The sequence below is a fragment of the Pseudomonas sp. Sample_9 genome (assembly GCF_004307535.1).
Lineage (GTDB): Bacteria > Pseudomonadota > Gammaproteobacteria > Pseudomonadales > Pseudomonadaceae > Aquipseudomonas > Aquipseudomonas mercuritolerans.
On record NZ_RAZO01000512.1, the window covers coordinates 34881 to 55381 of the forward strand.

Here is a 20501-nt window from a genome sequence, read left to right on the forward strand (position 1 = left end):
TATGGACTTTCAACATTATCTGGCCCGCCGTCCGCCAGATTACGCCGACACCAACGCCCTCGGCCGTTGCCTGCGGGCAATGGTCGAGGCCGGCCTCGACCGCTTGCCGTTGCCCGGCAGCGGTCACACGCTGGAGCGCTTTCAGCGTCTATCGGAAGTCGGTGGACACGATTTAGGCCTGTGCAAACTCTATGAAGGCCACACGGATGCGCTGGCGATCATCGAGCAATTGGGCGGTACGCCAACGCCCGGCAGCACGTGGGGAATGTGGGCCGCCGAACCGCCGCAGGCACGGGTGAAAGTCACGCCGGCCGGGCATATGGTGGCGCTGAACGGGCGCAAGGCCTGGTGCTCTGGCGCTGCGGTGCTCAGCCACGCCTTGCTCACCGCATGGGACGTGGACGGTCAGCAGCAATTGGTTGCAGTCGCACTCGATCAACCTGGCGTGACCATCACCGATCAAGGCTGGCAAGCGGTGGGCATGGCGGCGACCGGCAGCGTCGAGGTGCTGTTCGACAACGCCGAAGCGCAGGCCATTGGCAACCCCGGTGATTACCTGCAACGGCCGGGTTTTTGGCAGGGCGGAATCGGTATCGCGGCTTGCTGGTATGGCGCTTCACGACGGATTGCCGAAGGGCTGCGTCAGCATTGCGCGCAACGCGATGAACCGCACGCCCTCGCCCATCTGGGCGCCGCCGACACAGCGCTGCAAGCGGCAGCCGATGTGTTGCGCTTCAGCGCGCTGCAAATCGATGCGCAGCCCGAGGCCGACGCTGAATTGCTCGCCCGTCGCGCCCGCGCCGTGGTTGAACAGTCTGCTGAACAGGTGATGCGTGAAGTGGGTCGCGCGCTGGGTGCCGGGCCGTTTTGTCAGGATCGGCATTTCGCCCGGTTGAGTGCCGACCTGCCGGTGTTTCTGCGCCAGAGTCACGCCGAACGCGACCTTGCTGCGCTGGGCCAGCAGATTGCTGGTCAGTCCTGCGAGGTCTGGGCGTTATGAAGGACAACCCGATCGTTGGCCAGGGCACTTCGCTGCAGCAATGGCAGGCTTCGCGACGTCTGGCCGAGCTGCCTGCCATCGATATTCTTGACTTGGTACCGCTGGGCTCGCGAGCGGTGATCATCGCGCCGCACCCGGATGACGAAGTGCTCGGTTGCGGCGGCATCATGCAGTTGCTGGCGGCAGCCGGACGTCCGTTGCAGTTGATCTCGGTCACCGATGGCAGCGCCAGTCACCCCGGCTCGCAGCGCTGGACAGTCGAGCGTTTGAGTGTGGTGCGTCCGCAGGAGTCTGCCGAAGCCTTGCGGCGCCTCGGTCTGCCGATGCATAGCCTGAAATGGCTGCGCGGCGGTTTTACCGACACCCAAGTGGCGGCGCAGGAAGCCGAATTGAGCGAATTCATCGCCGGGTATCTGCACGCCAGTGATGTGGTTTTCACTACCTGGCGCCAGGACGGCCACAGCGATCACGAGGCCGTCGGCCGCGCCAGTGTCGAAGCGGCGCGACGCGTTGGTGCGACCTGCCATGAACTTCCGGTCTGGACCTGGCACTGGGCAACCCCGGAAGACGCCACAGTGCCATGGGAGCGTGCGCGCAAGATCCTCCTTTCACCGACGCACATCGCACGAAAACGACACGCAGCGCACGCGTTCGCCAGCCAGTTGGAAGGCGACCGCGACGTCGGCCTCGGGCCGGTGCTCGCGCCCTATGTGCTCGATCGTTTGCTGCAACCTTTTGAAGTGGTGTTCCTGTGAGCGTCGATGACCGCTATTTCGACGGCCTGTTCGCGGGCAATGACGACCCATGGGCGTTCCGCCAGCGTTGGTACGAACAGCGCAAACGCGCGATCACCCTCGCCGTCCTGCCCCGTCCGCGCTACAGGTCGGTGTTCGAACCGGGCTGCGCCAACGGCGAACTGAGTGCAGAGCTGGCTCCGCGCTGCGACCGCCTGTTGTGCTGCGACACGGCGAGCGCGGCGGTGAAGCTGGCGCGTACGCGCTTGAGCGTGTTCGAGCATGCCGAAGTCCGTCAGGGCCGCCTTCCGGCTGACTGGCCCGAGGAAAAATTCGACCTGATCGTATTCAGCGAAATCGGCTACTACCTCGACGAAAAAGATCTGACAGAAATGATCCGCCGGATCAGTGAATCGCTGACCGCCGACGGCCAATTGCTGGCCTGCCACTGGCGCCCGCCGATCGAGGGCTGCCCGCTGAATGCGCGTCAGGTCCACGATCAAATTCACGATCAATTGGCTTTGCCGCGTCTGGTGCTGCATCAGGAAGCGGATTTCATTCTCGAACTGTGGAGCCGCGAGCCACGCTCGGTGGCGGCCCTGGAGGGCTTGCGTTGATTGGTATTGTGATTCCGGCGCACAACGAAGAGGCGCTGCTTGATGAATGCCTGCGTGCAGCGTTGCGCGCCAGCGAGCATGCACAACTGGCCGGCGAGCCGGTGGAAATACTGGTCGTGCTCGACAGTTGCAGCGATGGCTCGGCGCAGATCGTCAGCGCTTATCCAGTGCTCAGCTTGCAGATCGATGCGCGCAACGTTGGCGAAGCCCGCGCCACCGGTGCGCGCCTGTTGCTCGAGCGCGGTGCCCGCTGGATCGCCTGCACCGACGCCGACAGCCGCGTCGCCGATGACTGGCTGGCGGCGCAACTGGGGCTGGAGGCTGACGCAGTGTGCGGCACGGTAACGGTCGAACACTGGCACGAATCGATCGATGAGGCGGCGCAGATTCGCTATCACCATCACTATCAGGCCCGCGATGGCCATCGGCACATTCACGGCGCCAACCTCGGTGTCAGTGCCGAGGCTTATCGTCTGGCCGGCGGTTTCAAGCCGCTGACCTGTGACGAGGATGTGCAATTGGTGCGTGCACTGGAGCGCAGCGGCGCCAATATCGCCTGGAGTCACCGTCCGCAAGTGCACACCAGCGCCCGTCTCGACAGTCGGGCCAAGGGCGGATTCGGTGACTTTCTGCGCAATCTGGTACAGGTGGAATAAAAAAATACGTATCAGATTGATCTGTGACGCGACGAATCGGCTGTCTTGAGCAATACTCTGCCTCGCAGAAATCCAAGGGTTGGAGCACTGCACCGTTGCTATTCATTTGCCTTCACGGGCCGCGATCAGCGTTGGCTGCTCACGACTGAGGGCGAGATACCACAAGGACGTCGCACTCATGAAATCGTCATTGCTCAACGAACACGGCCTGCCGGCACAGATCTGGAACAGCGCGCCGCAACTCGACAATATTCCCGTCATCAACACCCACAGCTTGGTACCCGCCGGCGCCCGCGCCGTGGTCATCGCCCCGCATCCGGGCGACGAAGTGGTCACTTGCGGCGGTCTGCTGCAACTGCTCTCCAGCCTTGGCCATCCTCTGCAATTGCTCTCGATTACCGACGGTAGCGCCAGCCACCCCGGCTCGCGCCAGTGGTCGGAACAACGTCTGAGCGTGTTCCGCCCGCAGGAAAGCGTCGAAGCCCTGCGCCGCCTCGGCCTGCCGATGCACAGCCTGAAATGGGTGCGCGGCGGCTTTACCGACAACGCACTGAGTGATCAGCAAAGCCAGCTCACCGAGTTCATCGGCCGTTACCTGCGGCCGGGCGACGTGGTGTTCAGTACCTGGCGCAAGGATGGCCCGCCGGATCATGAAGTGGTTGGCCGGGCCAGTTTCGACGCGGCGCAGAAGGCCGGGGCGACCTACCACGATGTGCCGGTGTGGGCCTGGCACTGGCCGGAGCGCGAGCAGCGCATGATTCCGTGGGAACGCGCGCGCAAGCTGCGCCTCGACACCTGGACGGTCGCGCGCAAGAGCCACGCCACCCACGCTTACGCCAGCCAGCTCAAGGGCGAACCGGCCATCGGCATCGCCCCGCTGCTGCCGCCGGTGCTGCTGGAGCGGATGCGCTTGCCGTATGAAATCGTCTTCTTCTGAACGGCGGAAGCTCAACATACCTGTGGGAGCGAGCCTGCTCGCGAAAGCGGTGTGTCATGTGTCAGATGTATTGAATGTGATGAAGTCTTCGCGAGCAGGCTCGCTCCCACATTAGCCCAGCAGTGAATCATCGGAAGGAACTGCCACCCCCTCAAACCAGTCGCATGAACAGGCATGGCCCAATTCAGAGGAGTGAACGTGTCCAGCGATCCCAAGCGTCAAGCGGTCGACGCGCCAGTCATTCATCGCCTGCGGGTACTCACGGTCAACACCCACAAGGGCTTCACCGCATTGAATCGGCGGTTCGTTCTCCCGGAGCTGCGTGAAGCGATGCGCAGCACCTCCGCCGATCTGGTGTTTCTGCAGGAAGTGGTGGGTGAGCACGAACGCCATTCCAGTCGTTACAACGACTGGCCGCAGACCTCGCAATACGAATTTCTCGCCGACAGTATGTGGAGCGATTTTGCCTACGGGCGCAACGCCGTTTACCCGGATGGCCACCACGGCAACGCGCTGCTGTCGAAATACCCGATCCGCGAATATCGCAACCTCGACGTGTCGATCACCGGGCCTGAACGGCGCGGGCTGTTGCACTGCATTCTTGATGTGCCCGGGCATGCCGAGGTGCATGCAATCTGTGTGCATTTGAGTCTGCTGGAAAGCCATCGACAATTGCAGTTGCAACTGCTCTGTCAGCTGCTTGAATCTCTACCCGACGATGCGCCGGTGATCATCGCCGGCGATTTCAATGACTGGCAGTTGCAAGGCAACGCCGCCCTCGCCCGTCGCGATTATCTGCATGAAGCCTTTGAGCGCCATCATGGGCGCCCGGCGAAAACCTATCCCGCGCGGTTTCCCTTACTGAGGCTTGACCGGGTCTACTTGCGCAATGCCAGTAGCCACGATCCCCGAATTCTCGGCAACAAGCCGTGGACGCATCTTTCCGATCACCTCCCGCTGGCGGTCGAAGTGCATCTGTAAGTGCATTTTTGACAGCAATTAAATGACAGGCCTTCCCGGCAACTAACGCTCGGAAGGACCTTTCGTCGGCGGCAAAAAACCGTCAGCCGCCTGCCTTGCAAGCGTTTTTCCATGCAAACAAACACTTAGTTATGTGCAGAAAAACAAACGCTTGCAAAGGCCGATTTAAGTGCACCATTCATCGTGCATTTTCTTGACGCGCAGGCATCACTCTTCTTATCTCTACCTTACTACCCCCGGAATCACTACTGGGGCTGACCTTCCGGCACTCGCGAAATCGAGCAGCCGCGGTTCGCCCCGCTCTATTCGGTCGCCCCTCGTTCGGGGTAGGAGAGACGCCAAACACGAGATGACGCATGCGCTTGCAAGGTAGACCTCCATGAAAACTTCACTGACCCCACACGAACTCAAAATCACCCTTTGCACAGTGTCAGGTTCGCTGTTGCTGTGCTCGTCCATGGAGGCGCATGCGGGATCTGCGGCGGACGAACCCGCGTGGTATCACGCCGACGTACCGGTGCTGACCTTGCCAGTAACCGTGATAACACCCGGACCGCTGCCATTGAGTCAGCAGAGTTCGCGCCTGATCACTGAGGATCTTGCCCCATCTGCCTGGGACGAGCTGTACGGCAAAGGCGCTCGGCAAGCACAGACCGACGCACTTTCATCCGGTTATGCGATGGCCGCTGGCGAGTTCAAAGGTCCGGCCGTGGTCACGTTAAAAAGCGCTAACGGGACTACTCAGACCCTTGGTCTTATAGGTGGCGACAATCAGGTCCAGCTGAATGCCGATGGTGCGCTGACCCGACGTGCCCTCGCCGACCGCAACACTGACAGCCTCAACCTGCAAGGCCAGAGCCTCGGCGCCTATTACAGTCTGGTGGGTGCGCAAGGCTGGCACGTCGACCTGTCGGCCAGCGGCGGTCGGGTCAGCGGCTTCAGTCGCACTGCGCAAGGTAATCGGCAAGCCACCGAAGGCAATGCGATGACCTTTTCCGTCGAAGGCGGTTACCCGATCGGCTTGAGTGAAAACTGGGTGATCGAGCCGCAGGCACAACTGATCAACCAGCGCATCAGTCTCGACGCTCCGTACGCCGGCTCGGGCAATGCCTCTTCCACCGACCTGACCGCGTGGAGTGGCCGCGTCGGTGCGCGGTTGAAAGGCAGTTATGACTTGAACGGGTTGCCTGTCGAACCCTACGTGCGCACCAACCTTTGGCACACCGTTTACACCGGCAGCACGGTGACGCTCGATCAGGTCGACAAGATCAGCAGCAGCCGCAAGTCTTCAACAGTGGAGTTGGGTTTGGGCCTGGTGGCGCGGGTCACACCGGCGGTAAGCCTGTACATGAGCGCCGATTACAGCAGCGATGTGGATGACAATGACCTGAACGGGATCATCGGCAGCCTTGGCGTGCGGATGCGCTGGTGATCTGCTGAACGCTGAACGCTGAAGAACCTTGTGGGAGCGAGCCTGCTCGCGAAAGCGGTATCACCTTCAACATCATCGTTGACTGACATGACGCCTTCGCGAGCAGGCTCGCTCCCACAGCTGCTAGCCCTGCGGCTTGAGAATCAAAACCGCCAACGGCGGAAGATTCAGTTCCAGCGACAACGATTGACCATGACTCGGTACTTCATCGGTCAATGCCCCGCCACCATTGCCATAGTTGGAGCCGGCGTAAATGTCGGCGTCACTGTTGAACAGCTCGGTCCAGCGCCCGGCAAACGGCACGCCGACCCGATACGACTGGCGCGGTACCGGTGTGAAGTTGGCAACCACCAGCACCGGCGAGCCGTCCTTACTCCAGCGTAGCCATGCGTAAACGCTGTTGATCGCATCATCGCCAATCAACCACTGGAAGCCTTGCGGCGCGTCGTCCTGATCATGCAGCGCCGGCTCTTCGCGATACAGCCGGTTGAGATCGCCAACCAGTTTCTGCACACCTTTGTGCTCGGAATACTGCAGCAGGTACCAGTCCAGCTGCTGATCGTGGTTCCACTCGCGCCACTGGCCAAACTCGCAGCCCATGAACAACAGCTTCTTGCCCGGATGCGTCCACATGAAGCTCAGATAGGCGCGCAGGTTGGCGAACTTCTGCCAGCGGTCGCCGGGCATCTTGTCGATCAGCGAGTGCTTGCCGTGCACCACTTCGTCGTGGGAAATCGGCAGGATGAAGCGTTCCGACCAGGCATAGACCAGACCAAAGCTCAACTCGTTGTGGTGATGGGCGCGGTACACCGGGTCCTGCTGGATGTAGTGCAGCGAATCGTGCATCCAGCCCATGTTCCATTTGTAGGAAAAGCCCAGGCCGCCCTGCTGGGTGCTCTGGCTGACGCCCGGCCATGCGGTGGATTCTTCGGCAATCACCAGCGCACCCGGCGCTTCCAGTTCAACCACGTCGTTCAAATGACGCAGGAAGTCGATAGCCTCCAGGTTCTCCCGACCGCCGTGGCGGTTCGGCACCCATTCGCCAGCCTTGCGCGAATAATCGCGGTATAGCATCGAGGCCACGGCATCGACACGCAGGCCATCGATATGGAAGTGTTTCAGCCAGTGCAGCGCCGAGGCCAGCATGTAACCGTGCACTTCGGTGCGACCGAGGTTGTAGATCAGCGTGTCCCAATCCTGATGGAAGCCTTCCAGCGGATTGCCGTATTCGTACAGCGCGGTGCCGTCGAACTGCGCCAGACCGTGGGTATCGGTGGGGAAATGCGCCGGCACCCAGTCGAGAATCACACCGATGTCGGCCTGGTGACAGGCGTTAACGAACGCGGCGAACTGATCCGGTGTGCCGTAACGCGCGCTCGGCGCGAACTGCGAAAGCAACTGATAACCCCAGGAACCGCCGAACGGGTGCTCCATGATCGGCATCAATTCGATGTGGGTGAATCCCAGCTCTTTCACATAAGGAATCAGCCGCTCGGCCAGCTCCGGCCAGGTGTACTGGCGCGCGACTTCGCCGAGATCATCCAGCTCGCACTGCCACGAGCCGGCGTGCAACTCATAGATCGACAAAGGCTTGGAGCGCTGCTGACGATCCTGACGGGAATTCATCCACTCGTGATCCTGCCAATCGATTTGCAACGGCGAGGCGACTTTCGAGGCGGTGTCCGGTGGCAGGCTGGTGGCCAGCGCCATCGGGTCGGCCTTGAGCGGCAGAATGCCGTGGGCGCCGAGGATTTCGTACTTGTACAACTCCCCCGCTTGCAGGCGAGGGATGAACAACTCCCATACGCCCGAAGGATGGCGCAGGCGCATCGGGTGACGACGACCGTCCCAGACGTTGAAATCGCCGACCACCGAGACACGCCGGGCATTCGGTGCCCACACGGCAAAGCGCACACCGTCGACACCATCGACGGTTTTCAGCTGCGCACCGAGGCAAGCGCTGAGGTCGCGGTGATTGCCTTCGGCAAACAGATACAGGTCCATTTCGCCGAGCAACTGACCGAAGCTATATGGATCTTCGGCGACCTGCTCGCCACCGGCCCAGCGCGTGCGCAACAGGTACGGTCGCGCCTGATCGAAATGGCCGACAAACAGCCCCGGCGTCTCGGTCATCTCCAGCGGGCCAAGCTCTTCGCCGCTGTCCCTGTCCAGCACCGCCACACTCAGCGCACCCGGCAAATAAGCGCGGATGAACTGCCCGCCGGCGCCATCGCCGTGCGGGCCGAGAATGGAAAACGGGTCCTGATGTTCAGCGCGCACCAACGCATCGATGTCGCGCGCCGAGGGTAACAATGCTTCCTTTACCACACCCTGTTCCTTGTTCGAGAAACTCATGACTACTCTCCACCAAGATCGGAAAAGGGTTTAAGCCCTGTCAATAATCCATACAAGCCGTGCAATGGCACGGGCAGCCACGTTGGGCGGTTTTCCGCCTCGTAGGCCACTTCATAAGCGGCTTTTTCCAGGCCGAACAACGCCAGCGCGGCGTCGGCACCCTGAGGATCCTGCCAGGCATGCTCAAGACTAGCTGCTGCCTCGCGATATGCCTGGACAAATGCCTCGCGTGCTTCGCGCAGATAACGCTCGGCGACACGTTTACGCGCCGCTTCGGCTTCGACGCTGTTGTCGACGTTATGCACATTGATGGTCATCGCCGCTGCATAATCGAACGAACGCAGTACGCCGCTGACGTCCTTGTACGGGCTGTGCTTGCCGCGACGCTCACTCAACGGCCGCGCCGGTTCGCCCTCGAAGTCGATCAAGTAGGCATCGCCCTTGATCACCAGCACCTGACCCAAATGCAAGTCGCCATGCACCCGGATGCGCAAGCCGCCAGTGGCTTTCTTCGCCAGATCCTGGACATGGGCAAGAATGGTTTTTTTCTCGTCGAGCAGACGCTTAACCAGTTTCTGGTCCGCCGCGTTCAACTCGCCTTGATGCTGCTTGAGCAGTTTCAAGGCATGTTCGACCTGGGCGGTGACATCCTTGGCCGTCGCGGCCATGTCCTTGCTCGACGACACTTGCGGCGCAAAGTCGGCGTTCTCGGTTGGCGCAGCGAGCACCTGATGCATCTCGCCCAGACGTTGGCCGAGCATGCCGGCGAAGTCCCTCAGCTCGCCGAGCGCGTTGTAATGCTGCTCCTGCTCGGACATGGCGTCGGCCAGTTCATCGCGCAACGCCCGTTCGAGGTTGTTCTGCGTCCATTCCCATGCATCGCCCTGATTGCTCAGATAGCCTTGGGCGATCATCAGCAAGTTATCTTCGCCCTGCGCATCACGGCGAATCACCGAACCCAGCAGTGGCGAGATATTGGCAAACCCGGCCTCGGTCAGGTAAGCGCTCATCTCCAGTTCCGGGTGTACGCCAGAAGCCACTTTGCGTATCAGCTTAAGCACTAGGCTGTTGCCGACAACCACGGAGCTGTTCGATTGCTCGGCCGAGAGGTAGCGCACATCCGACTCGGCGCCGAGGCCGAGTTTTTCCAGATGATCTGTCTGTTCGAAGCGGATTTCGCCTTCGATCGACTCCAGTACGGTGTTGCTCTGCATGCCTTGCAGAACGGCGCGGACGAAAGTTTCCAGGCTGAACGCATCGGTGATCAGGCCGACCTGACGCACACGCCGTACACGCGACAGCGCCAATTGCTGCGGCAACGGTGGGCCGACATGGTCTTCGCCAATGAAGCCGAACGGCAGTTGATAACGGTTGGTCTGGCCGCCGCTGGTGACTTCGATTTCGCTGAGCAGCACCGGATGCTGGGCGTCGCCGAAACGCACGCCGTAAGCCAGATTGACCTTCTCGATCGCCGCGTCCTTGCCGGCGAACCAGCGACGGTTCTGCAGCCAGCTCGGCAGAATGCTTTGCTCCAGCGTCGTACGCGACGGCGCTTCGAGCAGCTCTTCCATGCGTTTTTTCAGCACCAGTGTCGTGAAGTCCGGCAGGCTCTGTGCCGGCTCGACGTGCCAGCTCGGCATCTGGTTTTCCGCCGCCAGCGCAAACCAGTAGAAGCCATAAGGCGCCAGGGTCAGAAGGAAATTCAACTGACCGATCGGCGGGAACGCGTTACCGCCGAGCATTTCCACCGGCACCATGCCGACGTACGCCGACAGATCCAGCTCCACTGCTTGCGCACTGCGCGAGACGTTGGCCACGCACAGGATGATTTCGTGCTTGCCATCGACATCGGTGTATTCGCGGGTATAAGCCAGCACGCGACGGTTGGCCGGCGAGAGCATTTTCAACGTGCCACGGCCGAACGCTTTCGATTGCTTGCGCACGGCCAGCAGGCGCCGCGTCCAGTTCAACAGCGAATGCGGATCGCCGGACTGGGTTTCGACGTTGACCGACTGATAGCCATACTGCGGATCCATGATCGGCGGCAGTACCAGACTGGCCGGATCGGCGCGGGAGAAACCGCCGTTGCGGTCGATCGACCACTGCATTGGAGTACGCACGCCGTCGCGGTCGCCGAGGTAGATGTTGTCGCCCATGCCGATTTCGTCGCCGTAATACAGGGTCGGCGTGCCGGGCATCGACAGCAGCAGACTGTTGAGCAGTTCGATGCGGCGACGGTCGCGTTCCATCAACGGTGCGAGACGACGGCGAATACCGAGGTTGATCCGCGCGCGACGGTCAGCCGCGTAGTAGTTCCACAGGTAATCGCGCTCACGATCGGTGACCATTTCCAGGGTCAGCTCATCGTGGTTGCGCAGGAAAATTGCCCATTGGCAATTCGCCGGAATTTCCGGGGTCTGCCGGAGAATGTCGGTGATCGGGAAGCGATCTTCCTGCGCCAACGCCATGTACATGCGCGGCATCAGCGGGAAGTGGAAGGCCATGTGGCATTCGTCGCCATTGACCCCAGCGGCATCGGTGTCACCGAAATACAGCTGAGTATCTTCCGGCCACTGATTGGCTTCGGCCAACAGCATGCGGTCAGGATAATTGGCGTCGATCTCGGCACGGATCTGCTTGAGGACGTCGTGGGTCTCGGGCAGGTTTTCGTTGTTGGTGCCGTCGCGCTCGATCAGGTACGGAATCGCATCGAGACGCAGACCGTCGATGCCCATGTCCAGCCAGTAACGCATCACCGACAACACGGCTTTCATGACTTGCGGGTTATCGAAGTTCAGATCCGGCTGGTGCGAATAGAAGCGGTGCCAGAAGTATTGGCCGGCGACCGGGTCCCAGGTCCAGTTGGACTTCTCGGTGTCGAGGAAGATGATCCGCGTGCCGTCGTATTTCTGGTCGTCATCGGACCAGACGTAGAAATCCCGCGCCGCCGAACCCGGCTTGGCTTTACGCGCACGCTGAAACCACGGGTGCTGGTCGGAGGTGTGGTTGATGACCAGTTCGGTAATCACCCGCAGACCGCGCTTGTGCGCTTCGGCAATGAAGCGCTTGGCGTCGGCCATGGTCCCGTAGTCGCTGTGCACGCCACGGTATTCGGCGATGTCGTAACCGTCGTCGCGGCGTGGCGAGGGATAGAACGGCAGCAGCCAGATGGTGTTGACGCCGAGGTCGGCAATGTAATCGAGTTTGGCGATAAGCCCGGGAAAGTCGCCGATCCCGTCATTGTTGGAGTCGAAAAACGATTTGACGTGAACCTGATAGATCACCGCGTCCTTGTACCAGAGCGGGTCTTTGATGAAGGCGGCTGCCTTGGGTTTCTTCGCCATGTGGAACTCCTGAAAAATTCTCTGATACACCGAGGGACTCGCATTGGTGAGCCCCTGTGGCGAGGGGATTTATCCCCGTTCGGCTGCGCAGCAGTCGCAAATTATTAACGCGGTGCAGCTTGAAAAATGGGGCCGCTGCGCGCCCCGGCGGGGATGAATCCCCTCGCCACGAGTGCGGTGCAAATGTTACGAAGCTGTAATCCGCCAAATCCCGAACGGCTGATACGCCGGGTCAATACGCATGAACTGATATTTGCCGTGCCAGTCCCAGCGATGGCCGTTCATCAAATCTTCGCCATGGGTGGTGGCATCGTCCGGCAGGCCCATTTCCCACAGCGGCAGTTCGAAATTCGCTTCCTGCACGTTGTGCGGATCGAGGCTGACCGCGACCAGGATGAAATTGCTGCCATCGGCGCTGCGCTTGCCGAAGTACAGAATGTTGTCGTTCCAGGCGTTGTAGATTTTCAGCCCCAGATGCGTGTGCAGCGCCGGGTTCTGCCGGCGGATGCGGTTGAGCTGAGCGATCTCGGCAATGATGTTGCCCGGCGCGGTGAAGTCGCGGACACGGATCTCGTATTTCTCCGAATCCAGGTATTCCTCTTTGCCCGGCACCGGCGCCGATTCGCACAATTCGAAACCGGAATACATGCCCCACAGCCCCGAGCCCATCGTCGCCAATGCAGCGCGGATGAGAAATCCGGGACGCCCTGACTCATGCAGGAACGCCGGGTTGATGTCCGGAGTATTGACGAAGAAATTCGGCCGGTAGCATTCGCGCCACGGCGACTGATTCAGTTCGGTGAAGTATTCGGCCAGCTCGGCCTTGGTGTTGCGCCAGGTGAAATAGGTGTAGCTCTGCGAATACCCGACCTTGCCCAGACGCGCCATCATCGCCGGCGTGGTGAAGGCCTCGGCGAGGAAGATCACTTCCGGATACAGGGTGCGCACATCGGCGATCAGCCATTGCCAGAACGGCAGCGGTTTGGTGTGCGGGTTGTCGACGCGGAAGATCTTCACGCCTTCCTTGACCCAGCCGACGACGATGTCGCGCAACTCGACCCACAGGCTCGGAATCGCGTCCGGCGCATAGAAGTCGACGTTGACGATGTCCTGGTATTTCTTCGGCGGGTTCTCGGCGTATTTGATCGTGCCGTCCGGGCGCCAGTTGAACCAGCCCGGATGCTCTTTGAGCCACGGGTGATCCTGGGAACACTGGATGGCGAAGTCGAGAGCGATTTCCAGGCCATGGTCGGCGGCGGCAGCCACCAGGCGGCGGAAATCTTCACGGGTGCCGAGTTGCGAGTGAATCGCTTCGTGGCCGCCCTCTTCGCTACCAATCGCGTACGGGCTGCCGGGATCGTCTGGGCCAGCGGTCAGGGAATTGTTGCGGCCCTTGCGGTGGGCGCGGCCGATCGGGTGAATCGGCGTGAAGTACAACACGTCGAAACCCATGTCCTGAATCATCGGCAGACGCGAGTGCACATCGTTGAAAGTGCCGTGACGCTGGGGATCGTCGGTGATCGAGCGCGGAAACAGCTCATACCAACTGGCGAACTCGGCGAGTTCGCGCTCGACGTCCATGGGGAATTCGGCGCTGACGCTGAGGTAGGCGCGGTGATCGGCCTGGGCCATCAGCTCTGCACTGCGCGAGTGCAGAAACAGCGCAACCTGCTCGGTTTCGAGCAGGCCCGACAATTCATGGTGCAGCGCCGCGAGCTGCTCGCTGAGCTGGCCTTCGCTGCGTTCGGCGGCCTGTTGCACCATCGTCCGGCCTTCCTGCAATTCCAGCGAAACCGGCACTGCCGCGCTGTGCTTCTTTTCCAGTTCGTACTGGAAGCTGGCGAAGTGGTCGATCCACGCTTCGATGCAATACAGGTAGCGGCCCTGCTCCTCAGGGCGGAACTGGCCTTGCCAGGTGTTGTTGCCCTGATCGGACATGACCTCGGTCTGCCAGGTTTCCTGGCCTTCCTCACGCCAGCGAATGCGCACGGCGAGCTTGTCATGGCCGTCGGCGAAGACTTTGCTGGTCACCACTACTTCGCGCCCGGCAATCGATTTGGCGGCGAACTGGCCGCCGTCGAGGGTCGGCATGGTGTTTTCGATGACGATGCGTGGCAGCAGCAACGCCTGCGACAGCGGCATGTGCGGGTTGTAACTCAGCTCTGAAGGTCTTTCAGCAGTCATTGAGCATCTCTCCTTAACGCCCCAAGGACGCTCTTGTGCCGGATCAGTATTCGCGACAAAGCGCCGGCCCTGTCATGAACTCACTTAGGTTCCGAGCAACCGGCGCGGGGAAAAGTTCAGATGAAATTAACAAGACAAACCTGCGGATCGAATTTGCCGTGGCCGGGTCAACTCACTTAAGCACGTCCCACGCCATGTGCCATACGGAGGTCACCTGATGAGCATCCCGATCCCGGCGGAAACGCCCGATCCGAACATCGACAAACCCACCCTGCCGGACACCGAGCCGCCGCCGGTGCCCGAGCAAGAGCCGCCAGGCACCACGCCACCACCGAAGGAAGAGCCACCGAGCACGATGCCGCCGGTGATCGTCTGACATTGGCATGTCTGCGTGCCATCCCTGTAGGAGCTGCCGAAGGCTGCGATCTCTTTGCCGCGCTGCAATGCAAATCAAAAGATCGCAGCCTTCGGCAGCTCCTACACGGGACCGAGTGATTAGCTAGAGGTGGTCGTTCTTGTCGACATCCTTTTCGAACACTCTCACCACGTAGGGCATCACACTGAAGATCGCCAGCGCTAGGATGGTACTGAGCAATGCCGTCGCTTCCTTGCCCAGCCCCGCCGCCACGCCGATCGCCGCCGTCATCCATAAGCCCGCCGCCGTGGTCAGGCCTTTGACATGCGCCTCGTCGCCCTGCTGATTTTTCAGAATGGTCCCGGCGCCGAGAAAACCGATCCCGGCAATCACGCCCTGCAATACCCGACTCATCGCATCGGACTCCGCGCCCGAGGTCTGCGGCACCAAAACGAATAGCGCAGCACCCAATGCCACCAGCATGTGCGTGCGCACCCCGGCAGCCTTGCCTTTATGTTCGCGCTCGAAACCGAGAATCCCGCCAAGAATCGCCGCCATCACCAGGCGTACGGTGATTCGGGTCATTTGCGAGGCGTCGCCGATGTCGGCAAATTCGGCCTGCAAGGTTGACCACACTTCATCCCACCAGTCTTCCATCGTGCCTCCCTTGTTATTGGCTTGATAAGCGATGGACAACAGCGACCATTAATCGGTTGCGCAGAACGATCGGCGCGTTGCGCTTCCTAATATGCAGACCTCCCTGGAACAAGGACTGCCGCCATGCCCGTTCGAATCGATGAATCCAACCCCGAACAGAAAGTGTGTTTTTTCACCGTCGAGCATGGTGAGGAAATTCGCATCTGCGACACTCTGGAAGTCATGACCGATAGCGACAAAGCCATGTCGTTCGTGGAAATCGAAGGCAAACGCACCTACATCACCGAAGCCGAAGCCGATGCCTTGACCGTCGCCGGGGCCAGGGACGGGCGCAAACATCTGAAGGCCGATGACAGTGATTCGGTGGTTTGATTGATCTCGATCAACACCCGACGCAGACGCCTGCACCAGGCGTTTGCGCCGCGCCCACCTTGATGCTTCAAGTTGTCGCAGAGATAGCGCCAAACCTCATCTGATCCGCTTTTTATTGCCAAACCTGAGTCTGTTCTGCAAACAGATCGGCGCTCATAGTGCATCGGCCTGATGGAGGCTGATGAGCGAACGAACATGAGCGAGCAAATCCCCGTCCGAACCGTAGAAGCATCGCCAACGATAAAAAGCGTACCCGCGCGCCCACTGAAGGCGACTGCCGGATCCACCGACAAACAGATCCACACCCGCAGCTTCACCGGTCTGTTCCGCAACCTGCGTATGAGCGGTGCCGGGCTTCTGTTTGTGCTGTTCTTCGGCACCGTGTGGCTGAACTGGGGCGGTCGGCAGGCGGTGCTGTGGGATCTGGCGGAAAGTAAATTCCATATCTTCGGCGCGACGTTCTGGCCGCAGGATTTCATTCTGCTCTCGGCGCTGCTGATCATCGCTGCGTTCGGACTCTTCGCCATCACCGTGTTTGCCGGTCGCGTCTGGTGCGGTTACACCTGCCCGCAGAGTTCGTGGACGTGGATCTTCATGTGGTGCGAGAAGATCACCGAAGGCGAGCGCAACCAGCGAATCAAACTGCAAGCCGCGCCATGGAGCCTGAACAAACTGGCGCGGCGCGCCGCCAAACACACGTTGTGGCTGGCAATCAGCGTAATCACCGGCCTGACCTTCGTCGGCTATTTCACCCCGATCCGGCCGCTGGCCGAAGAACTGCTGACCCTGCAGATCGGTGGCGTCAGTCTGTTCTGGGTGCTGTTTTTTGCCGCCGCCACCTATATCAACGCCGGTTGGCTGCGTGAGGCGGTGTGCATGCACATGTGCCCGTATGCGCGGTTCCAGAGCGTGATGTTCGATAAAGACACGCTGACCATTGCCTACGACGCCGCCCGCGGCGAAAACCGCGGCCCGCGCAAGCGTGACGTGCGCCCGGTCGAAGCCGGCCTGGGTGATTGCATCGACTGCCAGTTGTGCGTGCAGGTCTGCCCGACCGGCATCGACATCCGCGATGGTTTGCAAATGGAATGCATCGGCTGCGCAGCGTGCATCGACGCCTGCGATTCGATCATGGACAAAATGCATTACCCGCGCGGCCTGATCCGCTACAGTTCCGAGCGCGAATTGCAGGGCGGCAAGACCCACCTGCTGCGTCCGCGCTTGATTGGCTATACAGCGGTGCTGTTGCTGATGATTGGAGCGTTGGCATTGGCATTGATCGAGCGGCCGATGGTGTCGCTGGACGTAACCAAGGATCGTGGGTTGTTTCGTGAGAACGCTCAGGGCCAGATCGAGAATATTTATTCGCTGAAAGTGATCAACAAGACTCAGCAACGGCAGGAATACCGGTTGAGTCTGGTTGATGGCGACGGGTTCGAGTTGCAGGGCAGAACGGAACTGAGCCTGGCGCCGGGGGAGATTGTCGATGTGCCGGTGTCGGTGGCGATGACCACCGAGCGCCCGGCGAGCAGTTCGCAGACGTTGAGTTTCAGGATTGAAGACAGTGACGAGCCGCAGGTATACAGCGTGGCGAAGAGCCGGTTTGTGGCGCCGATGAATCGTTGAGGAACTGGCACTGCTGCCCTCACCCCAGCCCTCTCCCGGAGGGAGAGGGAGCCGACCGAGGTGTCTGTCGCTATGCATCGACCTGAAAGACCGAGTCGATTATGGATTCGGCAAAGCACTGTCAGGTCGGCGTATTTCATCAGCCTCCCCCAATCAGTCCCCTCTCCCTCTGGGAGAGGGCTAGGGTGAGGGCTCCTTCCCTGACACCCCACAAAATCAAGTCCACCAAGGCCCACCGATGAAACGCTACGAAAAATTCGCCGACGACATCGCTGAACTGATCCGCTCCGGCGTCCTCGGCCCTGGCCAGCGGGTACCGTCGGTGCGCTATGCCAGCCAGGCTTACGGGGTCAGCCCGTCGACCGTGTTCCAGGCCTATTACCTGCTCGAACGCCGCGGCCTGATCCGCGCCCGGCCGCGCTCCGGTTACTTCGTCAACGCCCATACACCGAGCACATTTTCCGAGCCGGTGATTAGCAGTCAGGTCAACGAATCCACCGAAGTCGACGTCAGCGAACTGGTGTTCTCGGTACTCGACTCGATCAAGGACCCCAACACCGTACCGTTCGGCTCGGCCTTCCCCAGCCCGACCCTGTTCCCGCTGCAACGCCTGTCGCGCTCCCTGGCCAGCGCCGCGCGGGAGATGGATCCGCGCATGGTCGTCACCGATATGTCGCCGGGCAACCCGCAACTGCGCCGGCAGATTGCCCTGCGCTACATGGTCGGCGGGCTGATGCTGCCGATGGAAGAACTACTGATCACCAACGGCGCCCTCGAAGCGCTGAACCTGTGCCTGCAAGCGGTGACCGAGCCCGGTGACCTGGTGGCCATCGAGGCCCCGGCGTTTTATGCCTGCCTGCAAGTGCTGGAGCGCCTGAAGCTCAAAGCCGTGGAAATCCCCGTGCACCCGCGTGACGGCATCGACCTCGGCGTGCTCGCGCAAACTCTGGAACGCCATCCGATCAAGGCCTGCTGGTGCATGACCAGTTTCCAGAACCCGATGGGCGCGAGCATGCCCGAAGCGAAGAAACAGGAACTGGTCGAACTGCTGCGCCAGCATCAGGTGCCGTTGATCGAGGACGACGTCTACGCCGAGCTTTATTACGGCCAACAGGCACCGAAACCGGCCAAGGCCTTCGACACTGAGGGTCTGGTCATGCATTGCGGTTCGTTCGCCAAAAGCCTCGCCCCCGGTTATCGCATCGGCTGGGTGGCGGCCGGGCGTTTCGCGCAGAAGATCGAACGGCTCAAGCTGATGACCTCGCTGTGCGCTTCCATGCCGGCGCAAGCGGCGATCGCCGATTATCTGCAACACGGCGGCTACGATCGGCATCTGCGCAAACTGCGTTATGCCCTGGAAGAACAGCAGAGCGCGATGCTCGCGGCGATTGCCCGTTACTTTCCGGCGCAGACCCGGGTCAGCCAGCCGGCGGGGGGCTACTTTCTGTGGCTGGAGTTGCCGGAGCAGATGGATTCGCTGAAGCTGTTCCAGATGGCACTGGCACAAGGCATCAGCATCGCGCCGGGGCCGATTTTCTCACCGACCCAGCGTTTCAGAAATTGCATTCGCTTGAATTACGGCAGCCCATGGACCGAGGAATCGGAAAAGGCCATGGAGACGTTGGGGCGGATTGTGCGGTCGTTTTGACGGATAGGTGTTGTCTGGGCTGGCCCCTTCGCGAGCAGGCTCGCTCCCACAGTTGATTTGTGAATACAGAACCAATGTGGGAGCGAGCCTGCTCGCGAAGAGGCCGGCTTTAACACTGCAAATCCACCGGTTTACCGCCCACCCCCCAAGTCAACAAACGTCCCGGTCGCATACGACGCCTTGTCCGACAGCAACCAGACAATCGCCTCCGCCACTTCATCCGGCCGCCCGCCCCGGGCCATGGGAATCGCCGATTCGAGCTTGCTGACCCGATCCGGGTCGCCGCTCAGGGCATGGAAGTCGGTGTAGATGTAACCCGGACGCACGGCATTGACGCGAATGCCCTCGCCCGCCACTTCTTTCGACAGACCGATAGTGAAGGTGTCGAGCGCGCCTTTGGATGCGGCGTAATCAACGTACTCGTTCGGCGAACCGAGGCGTGCCGCGACCGAGGAGACGTTGACGATGCTGCCGCCCTGCCCGCCGTGTTTGGGCGACATGCGCAGGATCGCGTGCTTGGCGCAGAGGATCGGCGCCAGCACGTTGGTTTTCATGATTTTGAGGATGCGGAATTCGGACATTTCATCGACCCGCGACTTTTGCCCGACGGTGCCGGCGTTGTTGACCAGCGCAGTAACCCGGCCCAGTTCGCTGTCGACACGCTGAAACATCGCGATCACTTCGTCTTCGATACTGACATCGGCGCGAACCGCAATGGCCTGGGCGCCCAAGGCGCGAACCTGTTCGAGTACGCTGTGTGCGGCCTGCTCATCCGACTGGTAGTTGATGCAGATCCGGTAGCCCTGTTCGGCTGCCAACAATGCCGTAGCCGCGCCGATTCCGCGCCCGCCACCGGTGATGACAATGACTTTATCCATGCTGGCCTTCCCCCACGTGCACACGTAACAGTCGGGGGAAGAATAACTGCGATTGGCGGGTTTTGCATGGAGTCTGTGGCGTCTGGCCGGACGCCTTCGCGAGCAGGCTCGCTCCCACAAGGGAATGCGATCACCTGTGGGAGCGAGCCTGCTCGCGAAGAACGATGACTCGGTCTCTCAGACCACCGCCAGCCGTTGCCCACGCACGATGTCCTGCATGAAGCGCTCCGCCGGCATCGGGTGGCCAAGCAGATAGCCCTGCAGCGAATCACAGCCCAGTTTGGTCAGGAAATCCTGTTGCGCGCCGGTCTCGACACCCTCGGCAACAATGCGCAGATCCAAGGCCTGCCCCAGCGCAACAATCGCCGAGACGATCGCCGCATCATCGCTGTCGTGCTCCAGATCACGGACGAAACCGCGGTCGATCTTCAGCTCATTGGCCGGCAGGCGCTTGAGGTACATCAGGCTGGAATAACCGGTGCCGAAGTCGTCGATCGACAGGTCGACGCCCATGTCCGACAGCTCTTGCAGCACGGTCATGCTCGCGTCAGCGTCGCTCATGGCGGTGGTTTCGGTGATTTCCAGGGTCAGGCTGTTGGCCGGCAAGTGGTGGGTCGCCAGCGCCTTGGCCACACTTTGCACCAGCCCGGCATGGCAGAACTGCAAGGCTGAGAGGTTCACGGCAATGCGCCAGTCGGTGTAACCGAGCACGTACCATTCGCGCA

General features: G+C 61.0%; 17 protein-coding genes. 11 read left to right on the forward strand and 6 right to left on the reverse strand.

Annotation, left to right across the window (positions count from 1 at the left end):
• The first annotated feature begins 1 nt into the window (after position 1).
• The 7 genes from D6877_RS29130 to D6877_RS29160 all read left to right on the forward strand — a co-directional run bounded on the left by D6877_RS29130 (position 2) and on the right by D6877_RS29160 (position 6357).
• On the forward strand, positions 2-1000 hold the full coding sequence (locus tag D6877_RS29130) for an acyl-CoA dehydrogenase family protein (RefSeq protein WP_130912933.1): 999 nt from the start codon (positions 2-4) through the stop codon (positions 998-1000).
• Positions 997-1755, forward strand: a complete 759-nt coding sequence (locus D6877_RS29135; RefSeq protein WP_130912934.1) for a PIG-L family deacetylase — start codon at positions 997-999, stop codon at positions 1753-1755. The genes D6877_RS29130 and D6877_RS29135 overlap by 4 nt, the downstream gene beginning before the upstream one ends.
• Positions 1752-2351 (forward strand): SAM-dependent methyltransferase, encoded by a 600-nt coding sequence (locus D6877_RS29140; RefSeq protein WP_130912935.1) that lies wholly within the window; start codon positions 1752-1754, stop codon positions 2349-2351. Before D6877_RS29135 ends, D6877_RS29140 begins: the two co-directional genes overlap by 4 nt.
• On the forward strand, positions 2348-3007 hold the full coding sequence (locus D6877_RS29145; RefSeq protein WP_130912936.1) for a glycosyltransferase: 660 nt from the start codon (positions 2348-2350) through the stop codon (positions 3005-3007). Before D6877_RS29140 ends, D6877_RS29145 begins: the two co-directional genes overlap by 4 nt.
• A gap of 178 nt (positions 3008-3185) precedes the next feature.
• Positions 3186-3944 carry a PIG-L family deacetylase gene (locus D6877_RS29150; protein ID WP_130912937.1) on the forward strand — a complete coding sequence of 253 codons (759 nt, stop codon included), beginning with the start codon at positions 3186-3188 and terminating at the stop codon, positions 3942-3944.
• A gap of 198 nt (positions 3945-4142) precedes the next feature.
• The gene (locus D6877_RS29155; RefSeq protein ID WP_130912938.1) at positions 4143-4925 is read left to right on the forward strand and encodes an endonuclease/exonuclease/phosphatase family protein; all 783 of its coding nucleotides are present in this window, start codon (positions 4143-4145) and stop codon (positions 4923-4925) included.
• Positions 4926-5304: 379 nt separating this feature from the next.
• Positions 5305-6357, forward strand: a complete 1053-nt coding sequence (locus D6877_RS29160; protein WP_130912939.1) for an autotransporter outer membrane beta-barrel domain-containing protein — start codon at positions 5305-5307, stop codon at positions 6355-6357.
• A 123-nt stretch (positions 6358-6480) separates the two neighbouring features.
• Here D6877_RS29160 and glgB read toward each other — a convergent pair whose 3' ends face one another.
• The 3 genes from glgB to D6877_RS29175 form a co-directional block, all read right to left on the reverse strand.
• On the reverse strand, positions 6481-8712 hold the full coding sequence (gene glgB, locus D6877_RS29165; protein WP_130912940.1) for a 1,4-alpha-glucan branching protein GlgB: 2232 nt from the start codon (positions 8710-8712) through the stop codon (positions 6481-6483).
• 2 nt (positions 8713-8714) lie between these two features.
• Positions 8715-12056, reverse strand: a complete 3342-nt coding sequence (treS, locus tag D6877_RS29170) for a maltose alpha-D-glucosyltransferase (RefSeq protein ID WP_130912941.1) — start codon at positions 12054-12056, stop codon at positions 8715-8717.
• Between the two features lie 186 nt (positions 12057-12242).
• Positions 12243-14240: an alpha-1,4-glucan--maltose-1-phosphate maltosyltransferase gene (locus D6877_RS29175; protein ID WP_130912942.1), complete on the reverse strand. Its 1998-nt coding sequence runs from the start codon at positions 14238-14240 to the stop codon at positions 12243-12245.
• A 217-nt stretch (positions 14241-14457) separates the two neighbouring features.
• Between D6877_RS29175 and D6877_RS29505 the strand changes: the two genes are divergently transcribed.
• Positions 14458-14616, forward strand: a complete 159-nt coding sequence (locus D6877_RS29505) for a hypothetical protein (RefSeq protein ID WP_163012245.1) — start codon at positions 14458-14460, stop codon at positions 14614-14616.
• A 123-nt stretch (positions 14617-14739) separates the two neighbouring features.
• Here the strand turns inward: D6877_RS29505 and D6877_RS29180 are convergent, their stop codons facing one another.
• Complete coding sequence (locus tag D6877_RS29180; protein WP_130912943.1) at positions 14740-15252, reverse strand: MgtC/SapB family protein; 513 nt, start codon at positions 15250-15252, stop codon at positions 14740-14742.
• 123 nt (positions 15253-15375) lie between these two features.
• Between D6877_RS29180 and D6877_RS29185 the strand changes: the two genes are divergently transcribed.
• From D6877_RS29185 to mapR, 3 genes are all read left to right on the forward strand, one after another.
• Entirely contained in the window at positions 15376-15624 is a 249-nt protein-coding gene (locus D6877_RS29185; RefSeq protein WP_130912944.1) for a DUF3203 family protein, read from the forward strand.
• A gap of 195 nt (positions 15625-15819) precedes the next feature.
• Positions 15820-17250, forward strand: coding sequence for a cytochrome c oxidase accessory protein CcoG (gene ccoG / locus D6877_RS29190; RefSeq protein ID WP_130912945.1), 1431 nt, complete (start codon positions 15820-15822; stop codon positions 17248-17250).
• Positions 17251-17488: 238 nt separating this feature from the next.
• A complete protein-coding gene (gene mapR / locus D6877_RS29195; protein ID WP_130912946.1) occupies positions 17489-18898 on the forward strand; it encodes a GntR family transcriptional regulator MpaR in 1410 nt (469 codons plus the stop codon).
• A 131-nt stretch (positions 18899-19029) separates the two neighbouring features.
• Here the strand turns inward: mapR and D6877_RS29205 are convergent, their stop codons facing one another.
• Positions 19030-19776, reverse strand: coding sequence for an SDR family oxidoreductase (locus D6877_RS29205; protein WP_130912948.1), 747 nt, complete (start codon positions 19774-19776; stop codon positions 19030-19032).
• Positions 19777-19953: 177 nt separating this feature from the next.
• Positions 19954-20501 (reverse strand): EAL domain-containing protein (locus D6877_RS29215; protein WP_130912949.1); only part of this gene is annotated, 548 nt, incomplete at its 5' end.

What these genes read in the sequence shown, in the direction of transcription:
- D6877_RS29130 (WP_130912933.1), top strand. Translation starts at nt 2, where the DNA reads ATGGACTTTCAACATTATCTGGCCCGCCGTCCGCCAGATTACGCCGAC.
- D6877_RS29135 (WP_130912934.1), top strand. Translation starts at nt 997, where the DNA reads ATGAAGGACAACCCGATCGTTGGCCAGGGCACTTCGCTGCAGCAATGG.
- D6877_RS29150 (WP_130912937.1), top strand. Translation starts at nt 3,186, where the DNA reads ATGAAATCGTCATTGCTCAACGAACACGGCCTGCCGGCACAGATCTGG.
- D6877_RS29160 (WP_130912939.1), top strand. Translation starts at nt 5,305, where the DNA reads ATGAAAACTTCACTGACCCCACACGAACTCAAAATCACCCTTTGCACA.
- glgB (WP_130912940.1), bottom strand. Translation starts at nt 8,712, where the DNA reads ATGAGTTTCTCGAACAAGGAACAGGGTGTGGTAAAGGAAGCATTGTTA.
- treS (WP_130912941.1), bottom strand. Translation starts at nt 12,056, where the DNA reads ATGGCGAAGAAACCCAAGGCAGCCGCCTTCATCAAAGACCCGCTCTGG.
- D6877_RS29175 (WP_130912942.1), bottom strand. Translation starts at nt 14,240, where the DNA reads ATGACTGCTGAAAGACCTTCAGAGCTGAGTTACAACCCGCACATGCCG.
- D6877_RS29505 (WP_163012245.1), top strand. Translation starts at nt 14,458, where the DNA reads ATGAGCATCCCGATCCCGGCGGAAACGCCCGATCCGAACATCGACAAA.
- D6877_RS29180 (WP_130912943.1), bottom strand. Translation starts at nt 15,252, where the DNA reads ATGGAAGACTGGTGGGATGAAGTGTGGTCAACCTTGCAGGCCGAATTT.
- D6877_RS29185 (WP_130912944.1), top strand. Translation starts at nt 15,376, where the DNA reads ATGCCCGTTCGAATCGATGAATCCAACCCCGAACAGAAAGTGTGTTTT.
- ccoG (WP_130912945.1), top strand. Translation starts at nt 15,820, where the DNA reads ATGAGCGAGCAAATCCCCGTCCGAACCGTAGAAGCATCGCCAACGATA.
- mapR (WP_130912946.1), top strand. Translation starts at nt 17,489, where the DNA reads ATGAAACGCTACGAAAAATTCGCCGACGACATCGCTGAACTGATCCGC.
- D6877_RS29205 (WP_130912948.1), bottom strand. Translation starts at nt 19,776, where the DNA reads ATGGATAAAGTCATTGTCATCACCGGTGGCGGGCGCGGAATCGGCGCG.